The 18,312-nt window shown below is 61.7% G+C and carries 15 protein-coding genes and 1 pseudogene; 7 read left to right on the top strand and 9 right to left on the bottom strand.

Annotated features, from left to right (window positions below; genetic code table 11):
• Nucleotides 1-3 precede the first annotated feature (3 nt).
• Complete coding sequence (gene purU / locus E3Z29_RS24970; RefSeq protein WP_003227580.1) at nucleotides 4-852, top strand: formyltetrahydrofolate deformylase; 849 nt, start codon at nucleotides 4-6, stop codon at nucleotides 850-852.
• An 88-nt stretch (nucleotides 853-940) separates the two neighbouring features.
• Nucleotides 941-1,117, top strand: coding sequence for a hypothetical protein (locus E3Z29_RS29480; protein ID WP_167734172.1), 177 nt, complete (start codon nucleotides 941-943; stop codon nucleotides 1,115-1,117).
• Here the strand turns inward: E3Z29_RS29480 and E3Z29_RS24965 are convergent.
• The 5 genes and pseudogenes from E3Z29_RS24965 to E3Z29_RS30040 all read right to left on the bottom strand — a co-directional run.
• Nucleotides 1,080-2,099 (bottom strand): lysylphosphatidylglycerol synthase transmembrane domain-containing protein, encoded by a 1,020-nt coding sequence (locus E3Z29_RS24965; RefSeq protein ID WP_134787191.1) that lies wholly within the window; start codon nucleotides 2,097-2,099, stop codon nucleotides 1,080-1,082. The two genes, E3Z29_RS29480 and E3Z29_RS24965, sit on opposite strands and share 38 nt — an antisense overlap.
• A complete protein-coding gene (locus E3Z29_RS24960; RefSeq protein ID WP_134787190.1) occupies nucleotides 2,096-2,872 on the bottom strand; it encodes a DUF2334 domain-containing protein in 777 nt (258 codons plus the stop codon). The genes E3Z29_RS24965 and E3Z29_RS24960 overlap by 4 nt, the downstream gene beginning before the upstream one ends.
• Entirely contained in the window at nucleotides 2,865-3,956 is a 1,092-nt protein-coding gene (locus tag E3Z29_RS24955) for a glycosyltransferase family 1 protein (RefSeq protein ID WP_177416215.1), read from the bottom strand. Before E3Z29_RS24955 ends, E3Z29_RS24960 begins: the two co-directional genes overlap by 8 nt.
• A gap of 285 nt (nucleotides 3,957-4,241) precedes the next feature.
• Nucleotides 4,242-5,006 carry a methyl-accepting chemotaxis protein gene (locus E3Z29_RS30045; protein ID WP_371043227.1) on the bottom strand — a complete coding sequence of 255 codons (765 nt, stop codon included), beginning with the start codon at nucleotides 5,004-5,006 and terminating at the stop codon, nucleotides 4,242-4,244.
• Nucleotides 5,007-5,147: 141 nt separating this feature from the next.
• Nucleotides 5,148-5,987: pseudogene (locus E3Z29_RS30040) on the bottom strand (cache domain-containing protein); the annotation flags it as partial.
• A gap of 329 nt (nucleotides 5,988-6,316) precedes the next feature.
• On the opposite strand from E3Z29_RS30040, the gene E3Z29_RS24945 reads away from it, so the two are divergent.
• Nucleotides 6,317-7,804: a helicase HerA-like domain-containing protein gene (locus E3Z29_RS24945; RefSeq protein ID WP_096795099.1), complete on the top strand. Its 1,488-nt coding sequence runs from the start codon at nucleotides 6,317-6,319 to the stop codon at nucleotides 7,802-7,804.
• A gap of 127 nt (nucleotides 7,805-7,931) precedes the next feature.
• Here the strand turns inward: E3Z29_RS24945 and E3Z29_RS24940 are convergent, their stop codons facing one another.
• On the bottom strand, nucleotides 7,932-8,387 hold the full coding sequence (locus E3Z29_RS24940) for a DUF721 domain-containing protein (protein WP_134787189.1): 456 nt from the start codon (nucleotides 8,385-8,387) through the stop codon (nucleotides 7,932-7,934).
• 307 nt (nucleotides 8,388-8,694) lie between these two features.
• On the opposite strand from E3Z29_RS24940, the gene secA reads away from it, so the two are divergent.
• From secA to E3Z29_RS24920, 4 genes are all read left to right on the top strand, one after another.
• Nucleotides 8,695-11,430 (top strand): preprotein translocase subunit SecA, encoded by a 2,736-nt coding sequence (gene secA / locus E3Z29_RS24935; RefSeq protein WP_027612522.1) that lies wholly within the window; start codon nucleotides 8,695-8,697, stop codon nucleotides 11,428-11,430.
• A 122-nt stretch (nucleotides 11,431-11,552) separates the two neighbouring features.
• Nucleotides 11,553-12,770 carry a bifunctional glutamate N-acetyltransferase/amino-acid acetyltransferase ArgJ gene (argJ, locus tag E3Z29_RS24930; RefSeq protein WP_097085964.1) on the top strand — a complete coding sequence of 406 codons (1,218 nt, stop codon included), beginning with the start codon at nucleotides 11,553-11,555 and terminating at the stop codon, nucleotides 12,768-12,770.
• A gap of 180 nt (nucleotides 12,771-12,950) precedes the next feature.
• Nucleotides 12,951-13,583 (top strand): glutathione S-transferase family protein, encoded by a 633-nt coding sequence (locus E3Z29_RS24925; RefSeq protein ID WP_098965281.1) that lies wholly within the window; start codon nucleotides 12,951-12,953, stop codon nucleotides 13,581-13,583.
• Nucleotides 13,580-14,524 carry a Nudix family hydrolase gene (locus tag E3Z29_RS24920; protein ID WP_134787188.1) on the top strand — a complete coding sequence of 315 codons (945 nt, stop codon included), beginning with the start codon at nucleotides 13,580-13,582 and terminating at the stop codon, nucleotides 14,522-14,524. Before E3Z29_RS24925 ends, E3Z29_RS24920 begins: the two co-directional genes overlap by 4 nt.
• A gap of 123 nt (nucleotides 14,525-14,647) precedes the next feature.
• Here E3Z29_RS24920 and E3Z29_RS24915 read toward each other — a convergent pair whose 3' ends face one another.
• The 3 genes from E3Z29_RS24915 to E3Z29_RS24905 are packed head-to-tail and all read right to left on the bottom strand — an operon-like array spanning nucleotide 14,648 to nucleotide 18,235.
• Nucleotides 14,648-15,232: a cob(I)yrinic acid a,c-diamide adenosyltransferase gene (locus tag E3Z29_RS24915; RefSeq protein WP_134787187.1), complete on the bottom strand. Its 585-nt coding sequence runs from the start codon at nucleotides 15,230-15,232 to the stop codon at nucleotides 14,648-14,650.
• 3 nt (nucleotides 15,233-15,235) lie between these two features.
• Nucleotides 15,236-17,272, bottom strand: a complete 2,037-nt coding sequence (locus tag E3Z29_RS24910; RefSeq protein ID WP_134787186.1) for a HAMP domain-containing sensor histidine kinase — start codon at nucleotides 17,270-17,272, stop codon at nucleotides 15,236-15,238.
• 45 nt (nucleotides 17,273-17,317) lie between these two features.
• Complete coding sequence (locus E3Z29_RS24905) at nucleotides 17,318-18,235, bottom strand: putative 2-dehydropantoate 2-reductase (protein ID WP_134787185.1); 918 nt, start codon at nucleotides 18,233-18,235, stop codon at nucleotides 17,318-17,320.
• Nucleotides 18,236-18,312: the final 77 nt, after the last annotated feature.

Here is an 18,312-nt window from a genome sequence, read left to right as displayed (position 1 = left end):
CCCATGCGCACCTTTCGGTTGGTGATTTCCTGCCCTGACCGCGTTGGCATCGTTGCCAAAGTCAGTAACTTTCTGGCATCCCACAACGGCTGGATCACCGAAGCGAGCCACCACTCGGATAATCAGAACGGCTGGTTCTTCATGCGTCACGAGATCCGCGCCGATTCGCTGCCGTTCGGTATTGAAGTGCTGCGCGAGAAGTTTGCGCCGATCGCCGAAGAGTTCTCGATGGACTGGCGCATCACCGACACCGAGCAGAAGAAACGCGTGGTGCTGATGGCCAGCCGCGAATCCCACTGCCTGGCCGACTTGCTGCACCGCTGGCACAGCGACGAGCTCGATTGCGAAATCTCCTGCGTGATTTCCAACCACAATGACCTGCGCAGCATGGTCGAGTGGCACGGCATTCCTTATTACCATGTCCCGGTCAATCCGCAGGACAAGGAGCCGGCGTTCGCCGAAGTCTCGCGTCTGGTCAAACAGCACGATGCCGAAGTGGTGGTGCTGGCGCGCTACATGCAGATCCTGCCGCCGGCGCTGTGCCGCGAATACGCGCACAAGGTGATCAACATTCACCACAGCTTCCTGCCGTCGTTCGTCGGCGCCAAGCCGTACCATCAGGCGTCGCTGCGCGGCGTGAAGCTGATCGGCGCGACTTGCCACTACGTGACCGAAGAGCTGGACGCCGGTCCGATCATCGAGCAGGACGTGGTGCGTGTCAGCCACAGCGACAGCATCGAAGACATGGTGCGTTTCGGCCGTGACGTCGAGAAGATGGTGTTGGCCCGAGGCTTGCGTTATCACCTCGAAGACCGTGTGCTGGTGCACGGCAACAAGACCGTGGTGTTCTGATCGAACCTGCGCGTACTTGAATAAAGAAGGGCCTGGGCGTTCAATCGTCCCAGGCCCTTTTTTCGTTTCAGCCCTTGAGGAACTGCCCGTGAGCGACCCATTGGACAAAGCCACTTCGAAAGCGCCGGCCACCCTGGGGGAGGGCTGTTTGAGCCGCTACGACCCGGAGGACCTGAGCCCGGAAGACGGCACCGAGTTTCCCGGCGCCGCCGAGCTGTGGGAGCAGCTCAAGGAGCAGGCGGACGAACCTGAGAAGCCTGCCTGATCTTCAACAGCTTCTTGAGCAGCGGCCGCCCCAGCATCAATAGAAACACCGGGCCGCCCACCACCAGATAGAAATAGAACGTCACCACCCGCCAGATCAGAATCGCTGCCGCCGCAGTGGATTTGCCGACCATCGGCGCCAGCAGCGCCGCCGAGGTCAGCTCTGCGGCGCCCGCACCACCGGGCAACAGGCTCATTTGACCAGCCCCCAGCGATAGCATCTGCACCAGAAAACTCCAGGCCCACTGCAGATCCGCGCCCAGTCCGCGCAGGGCCAGATACAACACGCTGTAGCGTAGCAGCCAGTGCATGCAGGTCAGGGCGAACACCTTGACCAGGGTTTGCCACGGCAACTTGAGGGTGTCGATAAACGCGTCGAGAAAATGCAGCAGCTTGCGCGCCCAGCGCCGACGCGTGGCCGGTTGCACGTTGAGGCGGGCAAGCAGGCGTCCGCTCAGAAGGATCAGGCGGCGGTGGTAGCGCGCCAGCAGCACGCAACTGAACAGCCCACCGAACAGCGACACGGCGCTGACCATCAGCAACCACTCCAAGCGGTCACTGAGATGCTGAAACAACGCGTAAATCAGGATGCCGCTCAGGGCGCAGAGAAAGAACAGCAGATCGCTCAACTGATCCATGGCAAACACTGCGCTGCCACGGGCCGGGCGTACGCCGCAGCGCGCCAGCAACGCCATGATCGTCAGCGGTCCGCCACTGCCGCCGGGGGTGGCGCAGTAGGCGAACTCGGCGGCCATGACCACGCCGAGACTTTTCAGCGGCGTGACCCGATCGCGCTGATCACCCAGCAGCAGGCGCAGACGCAGGGTGTTGATGCCCCAACAGAGCAGAATCATGCCGAACATGATCAGCAGCCATTGCAGGGGGAAATTTTGCAGGCGCGCACCGATCTCGCCGCCGCCGAGCAACACCGGGATCAGTACAGCAGCGAGCAGGCCGATCAACAACACAATGCCGCGACTCATGCAGCGCGCTCCATTCGCCCGCGGTGCTCGGTGAGCCAGTCGATTTTGGTCATGGGCGTGCGTCCTTCTGCCAGCAGCCGTTCAAGGGTTCGTAGCCAGTAATCACGTGCGAAGGCGTGGCGCATGTCTACCGGGTGCAAGCCTAGACGAATCACCGGCGCGTCGCGCCATTGCTGTTCGCGTTGGTCGCTGACGAGTTTTGACAGACCCCGGCGCCAGGCGCTGCGCGCACTCCACACCAGACCCGGGGCGTTGATGGCGGTGAAATCCGGTAATTGATAAAAATGTTGCGGGTCGCTGGTGTAGCTCAATGGTGTTTCGCGAAGGGCCTGGCGCGTGCCCTCGCTCATCAACCAGGCCGGGGCGACGAAGCCGTGCAACGGCCAGCCATTGCGCCGGAACAGTTCGATGCCGTCGCGCAGTCGCGCCAGGGCGGCTTCGCGGGACAGGCGATAAAACTCCCCTTCGTGGGTGTAGATTCGGCGCATGAACCAGTCGCGGGGTGTGGCTGGCGCTGGCTCGCGGTCGTCATGGTAATAGCCGTGCAAGGCCAGTTCATCGCCACGGGCCAGCCGCTCGCCGAGCATTCGGCAAAACGCGGGATGATCCTCAAGCGCGTCGTGGCCATGGAAATCCGGAACGACCAGCCAGGTCATCGGCACGCCGCCCATTGCGTCGACCGCCTCGACAAATGGCCGATAATCCGCCCACGTCGACGGTGCCACGTCGTGCAGCACCAGCAGCACTGCGCGGTCATTCAAGGAATCAGCCATTGGCCACCCTGGGCAGCGAGTGACCGAGCACCGCGTGGTAATGGCCGAGCAGGCTGTCGACCACACTGTCCCAGGAATAACGCCGTTCGACGTGTTGCCGCGCCTGTTGGCCGAGTTTCACACAGCCGCGACTGAACAGCTCGCGCACGGCATTGGCCATGGCTTGCGGGTTGTTCGGCGCACAAAGCAAGCCGCAGTCTTCGGTGACGATCTCTTCAAACGCCCCGGCCGCCACGGCGACTACCGGAATCCCGCAGGCCATGGCTTCGAGGATCACCAGGCCGAAGGTTTCCTGGTCACCGGCATGGATCAGGGCATCGGCGCTGGCCATCAACCGGGCCACGGTGGCGGCGGGACAGAACCCGTCGATCACGCTGACATTGTCCGGGACCACGGCCGGCATCGACGAGCCAACCAACAGCAGGTGATAGCGTGGGCCGAGGCGCTGCATGCATTTGAGCAGCACCGGCAGGTTCTTCTCTTTGGAACCGCGCCCGGCAAAGATCAGCAGGCGCGTGTCTTCGGCAATTCCCAGTTCGGCGCGCAGGCCGTTGTCGCGGGCGTCAGGGTGAAAGGTTTGCAGATCCACGCCCAATGGCTGCACGAATACATTGCGCACCCCCAGACCAGTGAGCTTGTCGGCCATCACCTGGCTGGGCGCCAGCACTCGATCGAAGTTGCCATAGAGCTTGGTGACGTACGCCTCGACGTTCGGCGTGACCCAATGGCCCATGCGATTGCCGACCAGTAGCGGCAGGTCCGAGTGATAAAAGCCGATCACCGGTACATCCAGCTGGCGCCGTGCATCCAGCGCCGCCCACGCGGTGAGGTACGGGTCGCCGACTTCGATCAGATCCGGCTGCAAACCCTGCAGGACATTGCGCCATGGCGCGAGGCGCAGCGGGAAGCGATAGCCTTTGCCGAAGGGTAGGGCGGGTGCGGGCACGGTGTAGATACCGTCGTTTTCACCGAAGTGCGCGCCGGGAATCAGCAGGCTATGACGAATGCCCGTTTTGCCCCCCAACCGGCGATGCTTGGCATCCAGATAGGTGCGTACGCCGCCGCTGGCCGGGGCGTAGAACATGGTGATGTCGGCGATATGCACTGTGATCAACCCTCCGCTGCGTTGCACTCCCTTGGTTGACCTTTATCCAGAATAGATGTTCGGTCGGGAATACGCGGTAGAGCTGAAACGGCCCTCACCCTAACCCTCTCCCTGAGGGAGAGGGGACTGACCGTGGTGTTTTGGCTTGATACATCGACCTGAAAGTCGGAGTCGAACTCAGGTCTTGAAAAGCTTGAAGATCGGCTCCCTTTCCCCTCGCCCCTTGGGGGGAGAGGGTTGGGGTGAGGGGGGAGGCTTTTGATCTTAGATGCGGAAGCTACCGACCAGCTGCTTCAGGCGCGAAGCCTGCTGCTCCAGATCCGAACAGGCGCGCAACGTCGCCTGCAGGTTCTCGACGCCTTCCTGGTTCAGCGTATTGATCTCGGTGATGTCGACGTTGATGGATTCCACCACCGCGGTCTGCTCCTCGGTCGCTGTTGCCACCGACTGGTTCATCCCGTCGATTTCGCCGATACGCTGGGTCACGCTGTTGAGGCGTTCGCCAGCGAGGTTGGCGATTTCCACGCTGTCCTGGCTGTGGCGCTGGCTGTCGCTCATGGTGCTCACCGATTCACGGGCGCCGACTTGCAGCTCCTCGATCATGGTTTGCACCTGCTGCGCCGATTCCTGAGTGCGGTGCGCCAGGTTGCGCACTTCGTCGGCGACCACGGCAAAACCGCGTCCGGCCTCACCGGCACGCGCCGCTTCGATGGCGGCATTGAGCGCCAGCAGATTGGTCTGCTGGGAGATGCTGGTGATCACTTCGAGGATCTGCCCGATGTTCACGGTTTTGCTGTTCAGCGACTCGATGTTGCTGCTGGAGGCGCTGAGCATGCTCGACAGTTGATTCATCGCCTTGATGCTGCGATCCACCACTTGCTGGCCGTCTTCGGCGAGGCCGCGGGCGTCACTGGCCTGATTCGAGGCTTGCGCGGCGTTGCGGGCGATCTCCTGGGCGGCGGCGCCCAGTTGATTGATCGCGGCGGCGACGCTGCTGGTGCGCGAGGCCTGCTGGTCGGAGTTGTACATCGACGAGTTGGACGCTGCGACCACGCGCAGCGCGACCTCGTTGACCTGCCCGGTGGCCGACGACACTTCGCGGATCGAGCCGTGAATACGCTCGACAAAACGGTTGAATGCGGTACCCAGCACGCCAAACTCATCGTTATTGACGATGGTCAGGCGCTTGGTCAGGTCGCCTTCGCCGTCGGCGATGTCTTCCATGGCGCGGGTCATGACGTGCAGTGGCTGGATCAGCAGGCGAATCAGCATGCCCAGCAACGCGATGATGATCACCACCGCAATCACCGTGGCAATCACCGCCGAGGTGCGGAACTCACTGAGCATCGAGAAGGCTTTGTCCTTGTCCACCGACAGCCCGATGTACCAGTTGACCGACGGCAGGCCTTTGATCGGCGCGAAGCTGACGATGCGGGTCTTGCCATCGACGGTGATTTCACTGAAGTCGCTGCTGATGCGCGGGGTGTCCTGCGGATAGGCTTCTTTGAGTGATTTCATCACCAGTGCCTTGTCCGGGTGCACGAGGATCTTGCCGTCGGCGCTGACCAGGAAGGCGTAGCCCATGCCGGAGAAGTCCCGGGCGGTGAGGGTGTCGACCAGGGTTTGCAGGCTCAGGTCACCGCCGACCACGCCAACGCTCTGGCCGGCCTTTTTCGAGGCGGTGGCGATGGAGATTATCAACTGGCCGGTGGCGGCGTCGATGTACGGTTCGGTCAGGGTCGACGCGCTGCTGCTCTCGGCCCCTTTATACCAAGGGCGCACCCGAGGATCGAAACCGTCCGGCATCTTCACGTCCGGACGGATGGTGAAGTGACCGGTGGCATCGCCCAGGTAAGTGGCCATAAACGTCGAGGTCAGGGATTTCTGTTCCAGCAGGCTGGCGACGTTGGCCGGGTCCGGATTGATGGCAATATTCTGGGCGGCGTTCTCGACCAGCAGAATGCGCCCGTTGAGCCAGGTCTGGATGTTATCGGCGGTGACTTCGCCCATCTCGTTGAGATAGTTGTTCAGGTCATCGCGGATCGCGTTGCGTTGCAGCCAGTCGTTGTACAGCGTGAACGAGGCGAAAGCGGCGATGACGATGAGGGCGGCGGCAAGCAAAATTTTATGGCTGAAGCGCAGGTTTTTGTTCATGGCTTGGGGTTCCGCTAAGGTCTTAATGTCCTGGGCGTGCTTTATAAAGACGCGCAATATGGGCAAGGGTGAAACAAACTGATATTTCCGACTCTCCTTAGGGAAATGTCCGACCGACTTTTCAGTCAGGTTCTCGCCCTTATCTATCGGCCACAGCGGATTAAAGATTAACCATAGGTGACAAAATGCCTGACACATCGCAACTCGTTATCGGCGCCGATCTGGCGGGGCAACCGATTGCTCAGGCCATGCGCCTGGCCAACCGCCACGGGCTGATCGCCGGTGCGACCGGGACCGGCAAGACCGTGACTTTGCAACGCCTTGCCGAAGCATTCAGTGACGCCGGGGTCGCGGTATTCGCCGCCGACATCAAAGGCGACCTGTGCGGCCTGGGCGCTGCTGGCAATCCGCAGGGCAAAGTCGCCGAGCGCATCGCCGGGATGCCCTGGCTCGACCACAAACCGCAGGCTTATCCGGTGACGCTGTGGGATATTCACGGGGAGTCCGGTCATCCGTTGCGCACGACTTTGAGTGAAATGGGCCCGCTGCTGATCGGCAGCCTGCTGGAACTGACCGACAGCCAGCAGTCGGCGCTGTACGCGGCGTTTAAAGTGGCCGATCGCGAGGGCCTGTTGCTGCTGGATCTGAAAGACCTCAAGGCGCTGCTCAATCACCTCAAGGACAACCCGCAGCTGCTCGGCGAAGACGCGGCGCTGATGACCACCGGTTCCAGCCAGGCACTGTTGCGCCGGCTGGCGACCCTGGAGCAGCAGGGCGCTGAAGCGTTGTTCGGCGAACCGGCGCTGCAACTCGAAGACATTCTGCAACCGGCCGCCGATGGTCGTGGGCGGATTCATTTGCTCGATGCCAGCCGTCTGGTGCATGAGGCACCGAAGGTCTACGCGACGTTCCTGCTGTGGCTGCTGGCCGAGCTTTTCGAGCAATTGCCGGAGCGCGGCGATGCCGACAAACCGCTGCTGGCGCTGTTCTTCGATGAAGCGCATTTGTTGTTCGGCGATACGCCCAAGGCGTTGCAGGAGCGTCTGGAACAGGTGGTGCGGCTGATTCGCTCGAAAGGTGTCGGCGTGTATTTCGTCACCCAGTCGCCGGGCGACCTGCCGGATGACGTGCTCGCGCAACTTGGCCTGCGGATTCAGCACGGCTTGCGTGCGTTCACCGCCAAGGAACAGAAATCCCTGCGAGCGGTAGCTGATGGCTTCCGGCCAAATCCGGCGTTCGACACCTTGTCGGTACTGACCGAGCTGGGCATCGGTGAAGCACTGGTCGGGACGCTGCAGGAAAAAGGCACGCCGGAGATGGTCCAGCGGGTGCTGGTGGCGCCGCCACAGTCGCGGATCGGGCCGTTGAGCGAAACCGAACGCACGATGCTGATCGCCGGGTCGCCGTTCAAGGGCCGATATGACAAACCGATCGATCGTGAGTCGGCGTATGAAATCCTGATGGGCCGCAAGGATCTGGCGCCGGAGGCGGATGCGCCAGCGGGTAAGCCGGCAGCCGAAGAGCCGAGCCTGGCTGATCGTGCCGGAGAGTTTCTGGGCACGGCGGCGGGGCAGGCGTTGAAGTCAGCCATGCGTCAGGCGGCCAACAATCTGGGTAAACAACTGGTGCGCGGCTTGATGGGGTCGTTGCTCGGTGGCAGCAAACGGCGTTGATCCAAACTGTGGGAGCGGGCTTGCTCGCGAAAGCGGTCTGCCAGTCAACAATAATGTTGACTGAAAGGCCGCCTTCGCGAGCAAGCCCGCTCCCACATTAGATAAGTGGCAGTTTTCTGGATTGAGATCAGGATTTGTCTTTGGCGTGTGCCGCCAGACGCTCAAGCGCCGCACGCAGGCCAGGATCACTGATCCCGTCCGCCGTGGACTGAATGGTCGCCGCCGCATTGCTCGACAGGTCCATCGTGTGCCCGACAGCCCCAGGCTGGACGATCGGTGGTCGCACGCTGAATTTGATTCGCGTCAGGTTGGCGAACTCTTCGAACAGCTGCAATTGCCGTTGCAGGCGTTTTTGCTGGTAGCGCAGGCGTGTCGCCCAATGGCCGTCGGTGACCACCAGCGACAGTTCGCCTTCACGCCACTTGGCCACATGACAATGTGCGCGGGCGGCAGGTTGCAGCTGGCTTTCAAGCAGGCGTTGCAGATGAGCGAGGCGTTGGGCATGACCAAGAATGGCTTTGAGCGGCTTGGCTTCGCGTAGCAGAACGGCGGGCGCTCTGGCTGTAAGGGGGCGAAACGCCATGATCGAACACCTGAAGTAACAGAAGCTCCATGTTAGCAGAAAGCAACGGAACCACTCGCCCATTGCTTTTGTCCCTGCTTTACCCATTAAATCAACAACTAACTTCTTGCCTTGATGGGTTGAAGTTGAGCAAAACGCCCTTATTTTAAGTGAGCCCCGTCAAAGCGCAGTGCCAGCATCGTGGAATATCGCCACTTTCCTCACCACCGTTTCCGGGTAGAATGCTCGTTCGCATGCGGCCATGAGGGCTGCACGGGCGACTCACGGGGCCGCCCTCCATCCCTTTAGTGTGGAAGATCCTGCCGATATGTTTGCGCCTTTGTTAAAGAAACTTTTTGGAAGCAAGAACGAGCGTGAAGTCAAACGCATGCTCAAGACGGTGCAGCTCGTCAATGCCTTCGAAGAGCAAATGGTGGCCCTTTCGGACGATCAATTGCGCGCCAAGACCAATGAGTTCAAGGCCCGTATCGCCAAAGGGGAATCCCTCGACAAGCTGTTGCCTGAAGCCTTCGCGGTCGCCCGTGAAGCCGGCAAGCGCGTCATGGGCATGCGCCACTTCGACGTCCAGTTGATCGGCGGCATGACCTTGCATGAAGGCATGATTGCCGAAATGCGTACCGGTGAGGGTAAAACCCTCGTAGCGACCCTGGGCGTTTACCTCAACGCGCTGTCCGGCAAGGGCGTGCACGTTGTAACCGTGAACGACTACCTGGCCCGCCGTGACGCCAACTGGATGCGTCCGCTGTATGAATTCCTCGGCCTGACCGTCGGCGTCGTGACGCCGTTCCAGCCGCCGGAAGAGAAGCGCGCCGCCTACGCTGCCGACATCACCTACGGTACCAACAACGAATTCGGGTTCGACTACCTGCGCGACAACATGGCGTTCAGCATGGAAGAGAAATTCCAGCGCGAACTCAATTTTGCCGTGATCGACGAAGTCGACTCCATCCTCATCGACGAAGCCCGTACCCCGCTGATCATTTCCGGTCAGGCCGAGGACAGTTCCAAGCTGTACATGGAGATCAACAAACTGATCCCGCAGCTGGAACTGCACGTTGAAGAAGTCGAAGGCCAGGTCACCAAGGCCGGTCACTACACCATCGACGAGAAGACCCGTCAGGTCGAACTCAACGAAGCCGGTCACCAGTACATCGAAGAAATGCTCACCGGCGTCGGCCTGCTGGCCGAAGGCGAGAGCCTGTACTCGGCGCATAACCTGGGCCTGCTGACCCACGTCTATTCGGGTCTGCGTGCGCACAAGCTGTTCCATCGCAACGTCGAATACATCGTGCAGGACGGCCAGGTCGTACTGGTCGACGAACACACCGGCCGCACCATGCCGGGTCGTCGTCTGTCCGAAGGCCTGCACCAGGCCATCGAAGCCAAGGAAGGTCTGAACATTCAGGCCGAGAGCCAGACTCTGGCTTCGACCACGTTCCAGAACTACTTCCGTCTCTACACCAAGCTGTCCGGCATGACCGGTACCGCCGACACCGAAGCGTTCGAATTCCACCAGATCTACGGCCTGCAGGTCATGGTGATTCCGCCGAACAAACCGTTGGCGCGTAAAGATTTCAACGACCTGGTGTTCCTGACCGCCGAAGAGAAATACGCGGCGATCATCAACGACATCAAGGAAGGCATGGCCCAGGGCCGTCCGATCCTGGTGGGCACCGCGACCATCGAAACTTCCGAGCATGTGTCCAACCTGCTCAACAAGGAAGGCATCGAACACAAGGTGCTGAACGCCAAGTTCCACGAAAAAGAAGCCGAGATCATCGCGCAAGCCGGTCGTCCGGGCGCCCTGACCATCGCCACCAACATGGCCGGTCGTGGTACCGACATCCTGTTGGGCGGTAACTGGGAAGTGGAAGTCGCGGCGCTGGAAAACCCGAGCCCCGAGCAGATCGCCCAGATCAAGGCCGACTGGCAGAAGCGTCACCAGCAAGTGCTGGAGTCCGGCGGTCTGCAGGTGATTGCCTCCGAGCGTCACGAATCCCGTCGTATCGACAACCAGCTGCGTGGCCGTGCTGGCCGTCAGGGCGATGCCGGTTCCAGCCGCTTCTACCTGTCGCTGGAAGACAGCCTGATGCGCATCTTCGCCTCTGACCGGGTGAAGAACTTCATGAAAGCCCTGGGCATGCAGCCGGGCGAAGCGATCGAGCACCGCATGGTGACCAACGCGATCGAGAAGGCGCAGCGCAAGGTGGAAGGTCGCAACTTCGATATCCGTAAACAACTGCTCGAGTTCGACGACGTCAACAACGAACAGCGTAAAGTGATCTATCACATGCGTAACACGTTGCTGGCCGCCGACAACATCGGTGAAACCATCGCCGATTTCCGTCAGGATGTGCTCAACGCCACCGTCAGCGCGCACATTCCGCCGCAATCGCTGCCAGAGCAGTGGGACGTGGCCGGTCTGGAAGCGTCGATTGCCAGCGACTTCGGGGTGAAACTGCCGATCCAGCAATGGCTCGACGAAGACGATCACCTGTACGAAGAGACCCTGCGCGAGAAGCTGATGGTCGAGCTGATGGCGGCGTACAACGAGAAAGAAGATCAGGCCGGTGCCGAAGCACTGCGCTCGTTCGAGAAACAAATCGTTCTGCGCGTGCTGGACGACCTGTGGAAAGACCACCTGTCGACCATGGATCACCTGCGTCACGGCATCCACCTGCGTGGCTACGCCCAGAAGAACCCGAAGCAGGAATACAAGCGCGAGTCGTTCACGCTGTTCTCCGAGCTGCTGGATTCGATCAAGCGCGACTCGATCCGTGTGCTGTCGCACGTTCAGGTGCGCCGCGAAGATCCAGAAGCCGAAGAGCAACGCCTGCGTGAGGAAGCCGAAGCGCTGGCCGCGCGCATGCAGTTCGAACACGCCGAGGCCCCTGGTCTGGAGCAGCCGGAAGTATTGGGTGAAGAGGTCGATGTCGCCCTCGCCACCGCGCCGGTGCGCAACGAGCAGAAGCTGGGTCGCAACGAACTGTGCTACTGCGGTTCGGGCAAGAAATTCAAGCATTGCCACGGGCAGATCCAGTAACCCCCGTTTCAATCGCTGAAATACCCGCGCCGCGACCGGCTCCTGCCGTCGCGGCGTTTTGCCATTTACACCACCGCCATCCCTGTGAGCGGTGCTGACATCATTGAGTAAGGAGCGCATTCATGGCTGTTGGTCTTGGTCCTTTGCCAACGTTGCACCCGGTTGCCGGTTTTGAACTCGGTATTGCCTCGGCCGGCATCAAGCGCCCTGGGCGCAAGGATGTGGTAGTGATGCGCTGCGCCGAAGGTTCGACCGTGGCCGGTGTGTTCACGTTGAACGCCTTTTGCGCCGCGCCGGTGATCCTGGCGAAAAAACGCGTGCACAACGACGTGCGTTACCTGCTGACCAACACCGGCAATGCCAACGCCGGTACCGGTGAGCCGGGCCTGGCGGCTGCCGAGCGCACCACGGCGAAACTGGCCGAGCTGACCGGTGTCGATGCCAGCCAGATCCTGCCGTACTCCACCGGCGTGATCGGTGAGCCGCTGCCGGTCGAGAAGATCGAAGGCGCGCTGCAAGCGGCGCTGGACGATCTGTCGGAAAACAACTGGGAAGCCGCCGCCACCGGCATCATGACCACCGACACCCTGCCCAAGGGTGCCAGCCGCCAGTTCGAGCATGATGGCGTGACCATTACCGTCACCGGCATCAGCAAAGGTGCAGGCATGATTCGCCCGAACATGGCGACCATGCTCGGCTACATCGCCACCGATGCCAAAGTTTCCCGCGACGTACTGCACAACCTGATGCTCGACGGCGCGAACAAGTCGTTCAACCGCATCACCATCGACGGCGATACCTCGACCAACGACTGCTGCATGCTGATTGCCACCGGCAAGGCTGCACTGCCGGAAATCACCCGTGCCGAAGGCGAGCTGTTCAACAAGCTGAAACAGGCGGTGTTCGAAGTGTGCATGGACGTGGCCCAGGCCATCGTGCGTGACGGCGAAGGCGCGACCAAGTTCGTCACCGTTGAAGTCAACGGTGGCGGCAATCATCAGGAATGCCTGGACGTCGGTTACACCGTGGCCCACTCGCCGCTGATCAAGACTGCGCTGTTCGCCTCCGATCCGAACTGGGGCCGCATTCTCGCCGCCGTCGGCCGTGCCGGCGTGCCGGATCTGGATGTGAGCAAGATCGACGTGTTCCTCGGCGACGTGTGCATCGCCAGCCGTGGCGCACGCGCAGCGACCTACACTGAGGCACAGGGTTCGGCGGTGATGCAGCAGGAAGAGATCACCATCCGTATCGAACTGGGTCGCGGTGATTGCAGCGAAACCATCTGGACCACCGACCTGTCGCATGAGTACGTGAAGATCAACGCCGAATACCGCACCTGATCCAAAGGGTGAGGGTGGGCTGCCGACCTCTTCGCGGGCAAGCCCGCTCCCACAGGGTTCTGTGGTGTACACGAGATTTGTGCACGACCGAAACTACTGTGGGAGCGGGCTTGCCCGCGAAAGCGTCGGCCCAGTCACTACAAGTCTTGAAGCTTTCCACTGACGAAAAGGCGCCACACCATGTCCCTGCACCTGATCATCGGCGACAAACTGCTTTCCTCCTGGTCCCTGCGCGCCGCTCTGGCGCTGGAGCTGACCGGCGCACCCTACAGCGAAGAACTGATCAAACTCGGCAAGCCCGACACCCGCGAGAAGCTGCTCAAGCATTCGCCGACCGCCAAGGTGCCGCTGCTGCAAACTTCTCGCGGCACCATCGCCGACTCTCTGGCGATCGCCGAATACCTGGCCGAGCAGTTCCCGTCCGAACAGCTCTGGCCAACCGACCTGTTCGCCCGTGCCCAGGCGCGGTCCGCCTGCGCGCAGATGCACAGTGGCTTTTTCGCCATGCGCAATCACATGCCGTTCAACCTGAGCCACGACGCCCCGCTCAACCCGGTGCCGCCAGAGGTGAAGGTCGATATCGAACGCATGCTCGCGCTGTGGGCTGAATGCCGTGCTGCCGCCACGGAGCCTGGGCCGTATCTGTTTGGCCGGGTGAGCCTGGCTGACGCGTTCTTCGCCCCGATTGCCGTGCGCCTGCGGACTTACCAGGTGCAGTTGCCGGCGGTTGATGAAGCCTATGTTGAAACCGTCTACCAATGGCCCGCCTTCAAGGCGTGGCAAAAGGCTGGACTGGAGGAGTTGAATCCGTGAAACGTGTACACGTCGCGGCTGCCGTCATTCGTGACGACAGCGGCAAAATCCTCATCGCCCGTCGTGCCGACACCCAGCATCAGGGCGGCTTGTGGGAATTTCCCGGCGGCAAGGTCGAGGCTGACGAATCGGTCGAAAGCGCCTTGGCGCGCGAGCTGCACGAAGAGCTGGGCATTGTCGTCGGCGCCGCTCGTCCACTGATCAAGGTGCGCCACGATTACCCGGACAAGCAGGTACTGCTGGATGTCTGGGAAGTGTCGAGCTTCAGCGGTGAGCCGCACGGTGCCGAAGGTCAGCCACTGGCCTGGGTGACCGCCAAGGATCTGCTGAACTACGAATTCCCGGCGGCCAATCAGCCGATCGTGGCCGCGGCGCGTCTGCCCGGCGAATACCTGATCACCCCGGACGATCTGGAAGCCCCGGCCTTGCTGCGCGGCATTCAGAAGGCGATTGCCGGCGGGATCAAACTGATCCAGTTGCGCGCGCCGAACGGCTATGACCCCAAATACCGCGATCTGGCGGTGGATGCAGCCGGTCTGTGTGCCGGCAAGGCGCAGTTGATGATCAAGGGGCCGTTCGAATGGCTCGGCGATTTCCCGTCGGCCGGCTGGCATATCACTGCCGCGCAACTGCGCAAATACGCCGCAGCAGGGCGGCCGCTGCCAGCTGAGCGCTGGTTGGCGGCGTCCTGCCATAACGCTGAAGAACTGGCGTTGGCCGAGCAGATGGGCGTGGATTTCGTCACCTTGTCGCCGGTTCAACCAACCTTGACCCATCCGGATGCGCAGCCGTTGGGCTGGGAGCAGGCTGCGGCGTTGATCGAGGGCTTTGGCAAGCCAGTGTTCTTGCTCGGCGGGGTTGGCCCGGCGGAGCGCGAGAAGGCTTGGGGTGTTGGCGCGCAGGGTGTGGCGGGGATTCGGGCGTTCTGGCCGGAAGCTTGATTATGTTGTGAGGCTGATGGCCTCTTCGCGAGCAAGCCCGCTCCCACATTTGACTGCATTCCAACTGGATGAATGCAATCAACTGTGGGAGCGGGCTTGCTCGCGAAGGCGTCCTTACAGGCGCTAGATTTCTGAAGGCTTCGCAGCAGGCTGCCACAAAATCTCCGCAATCCCCTGCCGCCGCGCAATCAACCTTGCGGCGACGAACAACAGATCCGACAACCGATTGATATACGCCAAACCAACCCCGGCCAATGGCTCAATTGCATTCAAATGCTGACAACGGCGCTCGGCACTGCGCGCCAGACTGCGGCACACATGGGCCTGGGCGATCAGCATCGACCCACCGGGCAGAATGAAATTCTCCAGCGGCCCCAATTCCTCGTTCCACACATCGATCGCCGCTTCCAGGCGCTGGATTTCTGCCGTGTTCAGCGCCTGATATTCCGGCATCGCCAGCTCTCCGCCGAGGTCAAACAACCGATGCTGACAGGGGGCGAGCACGTCGATCAGTTCATTCAATCCCGGGAACGCCTCACGCTCGGCGATCAGCCCGGCCAGCAGCACGCCGACCTGACTGTTCAGCGTATCGACTTCGCCAATCGCTTCGATCCGCGGGTGATCCTTGGGGACGCGGCGGCCATCGCCCAGGCCGGTTTCGCCGGTGTCGCCGGTGCGGGTGTAGATCTTCGACAAGCGAAAGCCCATGGGTTACCTCGGTAGTTGATTGGTTTCGGCGGCGATGGCCGCCGGTTGGGTCAGTGGCAGGCGCAAGGTGAAGCAGGTGCCCTGGCCCGGCGCCGATTGCACTTCCATCTGGCCTTTGTGGTTGTTGGTGATGATGAAGTACGACACCGACAGCCCCAGCCCTGTGCCCTGGCCGATTTCCTTGGTGGTGAAGAACGGCTCGAAGGTGCGCTTGCGCACGCTCTCGCTCATGCCGATGCCGTTGTCCTCGACCTGGATCTCGGCCCATGGCGGGTTCAGTTTGGTGCGCAAAATGATCCGCCCCGGCTCGCTGTCGTCTTCGCGCTGGTGAATGGCTTGCGCGGCGTTTTTCAGCAGGTTGAGCAGCACTTGTTCCAGTTCGTTGGCGGTGCCCGGAACCGGGCCGAGCGCCGGGTCGAACTGGCGGATGATCGCCTGGCCCTTGAAGTCGAAACCGATCGCCAGATCGAAGTCGTTGCCGGCAATTTCCACCGCTTGATCGATCAACGCCGGCAGATCGCACGGGGCCATTTGCCGGGTGCTGCGCCGGCTGAAACTGAGCATGTGCGTGACGATTTTTGCCGCGCGGGCGCCGGCCTGCTGAATACCGTCGAGCAGTTTCGGCACTTCGCGGCTTTGCAGGTAACGGTTGACGGTGTCCAGTTCGATGCCGAGCTGTTCGGCGGTTTCGAGGTTCTTCGGCAGATCCGCCGACAGCCGCCGGCGAATGTTCTGCACGTTGTGCAGGATCGCGCCCAGCGGGTTGTTGATCTCATGGGCCATGCCGGCGGCGAGGCCACCGACCGAGAGCATCTTCTCCGACTGCACCATCATTTCTTCCAGCGACAGGCGCTGGGTGATGTCGTCGATACGGATCACCACACCGCGCCCGGCGCCGCCCATCAGCGGATAAAAGGTCAGGGCGTAGTGCTTGGGTTCGTCATCCTTGAACCAGGTCACCCGTTCGATCTTCGCCACGGTGTGCTCTTCGACCGTTTGCTTGAGTTGTGGCAGAAACGGCTTGAGCGGTTCGAAGGCGAGGAAGATCGGTTGGTTCAGCGCCTCATCCAGGCGCGTTCCGGAAAGGGCGCTGGCCTCCTGGTTCCACTGGGTCACGTAGAGCTGTTCGTCGAGAGCGATCAGCGCCGAGGGCATGGAGTCGATGATGCTGTTGAGGTAGTTCTGGAAACCGGTGAGCTTCTTCTCGATCTTGCTCCGAACCTGGACTTCCAGTTCCAGCTTGCGGTTGGTGTGGCGGGTTTCTTCGGCCAGGCCCTGGGCCTGATCGTAGGCGGCCTGCGAGTCATCGCGGGCGCGCTTGAGCTGCTGTTCGCGGGCTTCGATGCGCGAGAGCATGGTATTGAACGCCTCGGCGAGGCTGCCGATTTCATCGTGGTTGCCGCGTGAGGCGCGCAGGGCGTAGTTTTCTTCGCGAGTGACCTGACGCGAGAGCTCTTCCAGCTCATGGATCGGGCGGGTGATCAGGCGTTTGATCTGCCGCGCAATCACCAGCCACAGCAGCACGCTGAAAATCAGGATGCCGAGACTGGCGGTCAGGGTACCGGTGTAGAACGCCATCGGCAGTTCACTGCTGGCGACCAGCAGCAAGTGCCCGGGCGCGGTGCCGGGGCGGGGCAGGGTGATCAACTGATTGCTGCGAAACTCGGTGAGTTGCCAGGCTTCGATGTGTCGATAGCGTTCCGGCAGATTGAGTTTTTCGCCACGCTGCACCTGGGCGATGCGGTCACCCTTGCCGTCATACAACGCGGCGGCGCGCAGCGGCGAATAGCTGTCGAGTTCCTTGAGCAGGCGTTCGGCGCTTTGCGGCGACTCGAGGGCTTGTGCGACCAGGCTCGGGTTGGAGATCAGCCGGCCGATGGTCTGCAAAGCTTGCGGCGCCATGCTTTCCTGGGAGATGTAATAGGCGGCGCTGATAAAGGTCAGGTTGGCGACCAGCAGGACGGTGGTCAGCAACACCAGCAGGGCGGCCAGCAGTTTCTGGCCGACCGGCAGGTTTTCAAGGCGCTGGCGCAATGGCATCAGGTTTATCGCAGCAAAGGAACAAGTGGCCAGCGTAGCCGCTGCTCAGTCGCTGGGCAATCCAAGGCTGCGCAGATGGCCGACCAGACGTTGCTGCAATTGATTGAGGTGTGGCAGGTTCAACTGGTGACGGGTGGCGACTTTGCAGGCGTGGCCCAGCAGGTAACTGATTTCGGTGCGGCGCTGGTTCGCCACGTCCTGATACATCGACGAGTAGTTGGCTGCGGTGGCGTGGATCACCCGCTCGACTTCCTGTTGCAGATTGACCGCGGCTGCCGGTTGACCGCAACGCTCCAGCAATTCGGCAAGTTCCGCACACAGCGTGGCGACTTCGCATTGATGCTGCTCCAGCCCGCCGTTACGGCAATCATGGAGCACGGTCAGCGGATTGATCGCGCAATTGAGCGCCAGTTTGCGCCACAGCCGGGTGAGGATGTCGGTGCTCCACTCGTGGGGGATTTTCGCCGCATCAAGATCGTCCAGCCAGATTGGCGCTACCGGATGGCTGGCATCGCCCAGCCAGGTGAAACCGTGGCCGGCAAACACCACGCGCCAGTCGCCATCGCGGAACGCGCCTTCGGTGCTGGAGGCGCTGATGCAGCGTGCCTGCGGTACCTGCGCTGCGACGGCGTCCTGACTGCCGAGACCGTTCTGCAGCAGGATCAGCTCGGCATCTGCGCTCAGGCGCGGGGCGAGGCGGGCGACGGCGCTTTCGGCGTCATAGGCTTTGCAGGCGACCAGCAGGCGGCGGATCGGCTCCGGGTCGTCCGCCGTTTGCGCAGGGACGGCATAGGTCGTGGCTGCGCCGTGTTCGACCAGCGTCAGGCCGCCGGCCACCTGATAGCTGCGCAAGCGCTCGGCATCACGCACGATCAGCCGCACCGGCAGCCCGGCCCGCGCCAGACGGGTGGCCCACAGGGTGCCGAGGCTACCGGCGCCGAGAACGTGCCAGGGGGTGGACATCAGTTTTTCACTCGGTAAGGTACTGGCATGCAAGGCTCGCCGTATCGGTGGGAAAAGACCCGTTATAATGAGCCGGA

Origin of the sequence: Pseudomonas sp. S150 (genome assembly GCF_004526365.1) — a bacterium.
Lineage (GTDB): Bacteria > Pseudomonadota > Gammaproteobacteria > Pseudomonadales > Pseudomonadaceae > Aquipseudomonas > Aquipseudomonas putida_A.
The sequence above is the reverse complement of the archived record's forward strand: the minus strand, read 5'-3'. Positions and strand labels throughout refer to the sequence as shown.

Coding starts and splice junctions, on each gene's coding strand:
- E3Z29_RS24960 (WP_134787190.1), bottom strand. CDS start 2,872: ATGGCTGATTCCTTGAATGACCGCGCAGTGCTGCTGGTGCTGCACGAC.
- E3Z29_RS24955 (WP_177416215.1), bottom strand. CDS start 3,956: ATGTTCTACGCCCCGGCCAGCGGCGGCGTACGCACCTATCTGGATGCC.
- secA (WP_027612522.1), top strand. CDS start 8,695: ATGTTTGCGCCTTTGTTAAAGAAACTTTTTGGAAGCAAGAACGAGCGT.
- E3Z29_RS24905 (WP_134787185.1), bottom strand. CDS start 18,235: ATGTCCACCCCCTGGCACGTTCTCGGCGCCGGTAGCCTCGGCACCCTG.
- E3Z29_RS24965 (WP_134787191.1), bottom strand. CDS start 2,099: ATGAGTCGCGGCATTGTGTTGTTGATCGGCCTGCTCGCTGCTGTACTG.
- E3Z29_RS30045 (WP_371043227.1), bottom strand. CDS start 5,006: ATGTACAACTCCGACCAGCAGGCCTCGCGCACCAGCAGCGTCGCCGCC.
- E3Z29_RS24945 (WP_096795099.1), top strand. CDS start 6,317: ATGCCTGACACATCGCAACTCGTTATCGGCGCCGATCTGGCGGGGCAA.
- E3Z29_RS24910 (WP_134787186.1), bottom strand. CDS start 17,272: ATGCCATTGCGCCAGCGCCTTGAAAACCTGCCGGTCGGCCAGAAACTG.
- E3Z29_RS24915 (WP_134787187.1), bottom strand. CDS start 15,232: ATGGGCTTTCGCTTGTCGAAGATCTACACCCGCACCGGCGACACCGGC.
- purU (WP_003227580.1), top strand. CDS start 4: ATGCGCACCTTTCGGTTGGTGATTTCCTGCCCTGACCGCGTTGGCATC.
- argJ (WP_097085964.1), top strand. CDS start 11,553: ATGGCTGTTGGTCTTGGTCCTTTGCCAACGTTGCACCCGGTTGCCGGT.
- E3Z29_RS24940 (WP_134787189.1), bottom strand. CDS start 8,387: ATGGCGTTTCGCCCCCTTACAGCCAGAGCGCCCGCCGTTCTGCTACGC.
- E3Z29_RS24925 (WP_098965281.1), top strand. CDS start 12,951: ATGTCCCTGCACCTGATCATCGGCGACAAACTGCTTTCCTCCTGGTCC.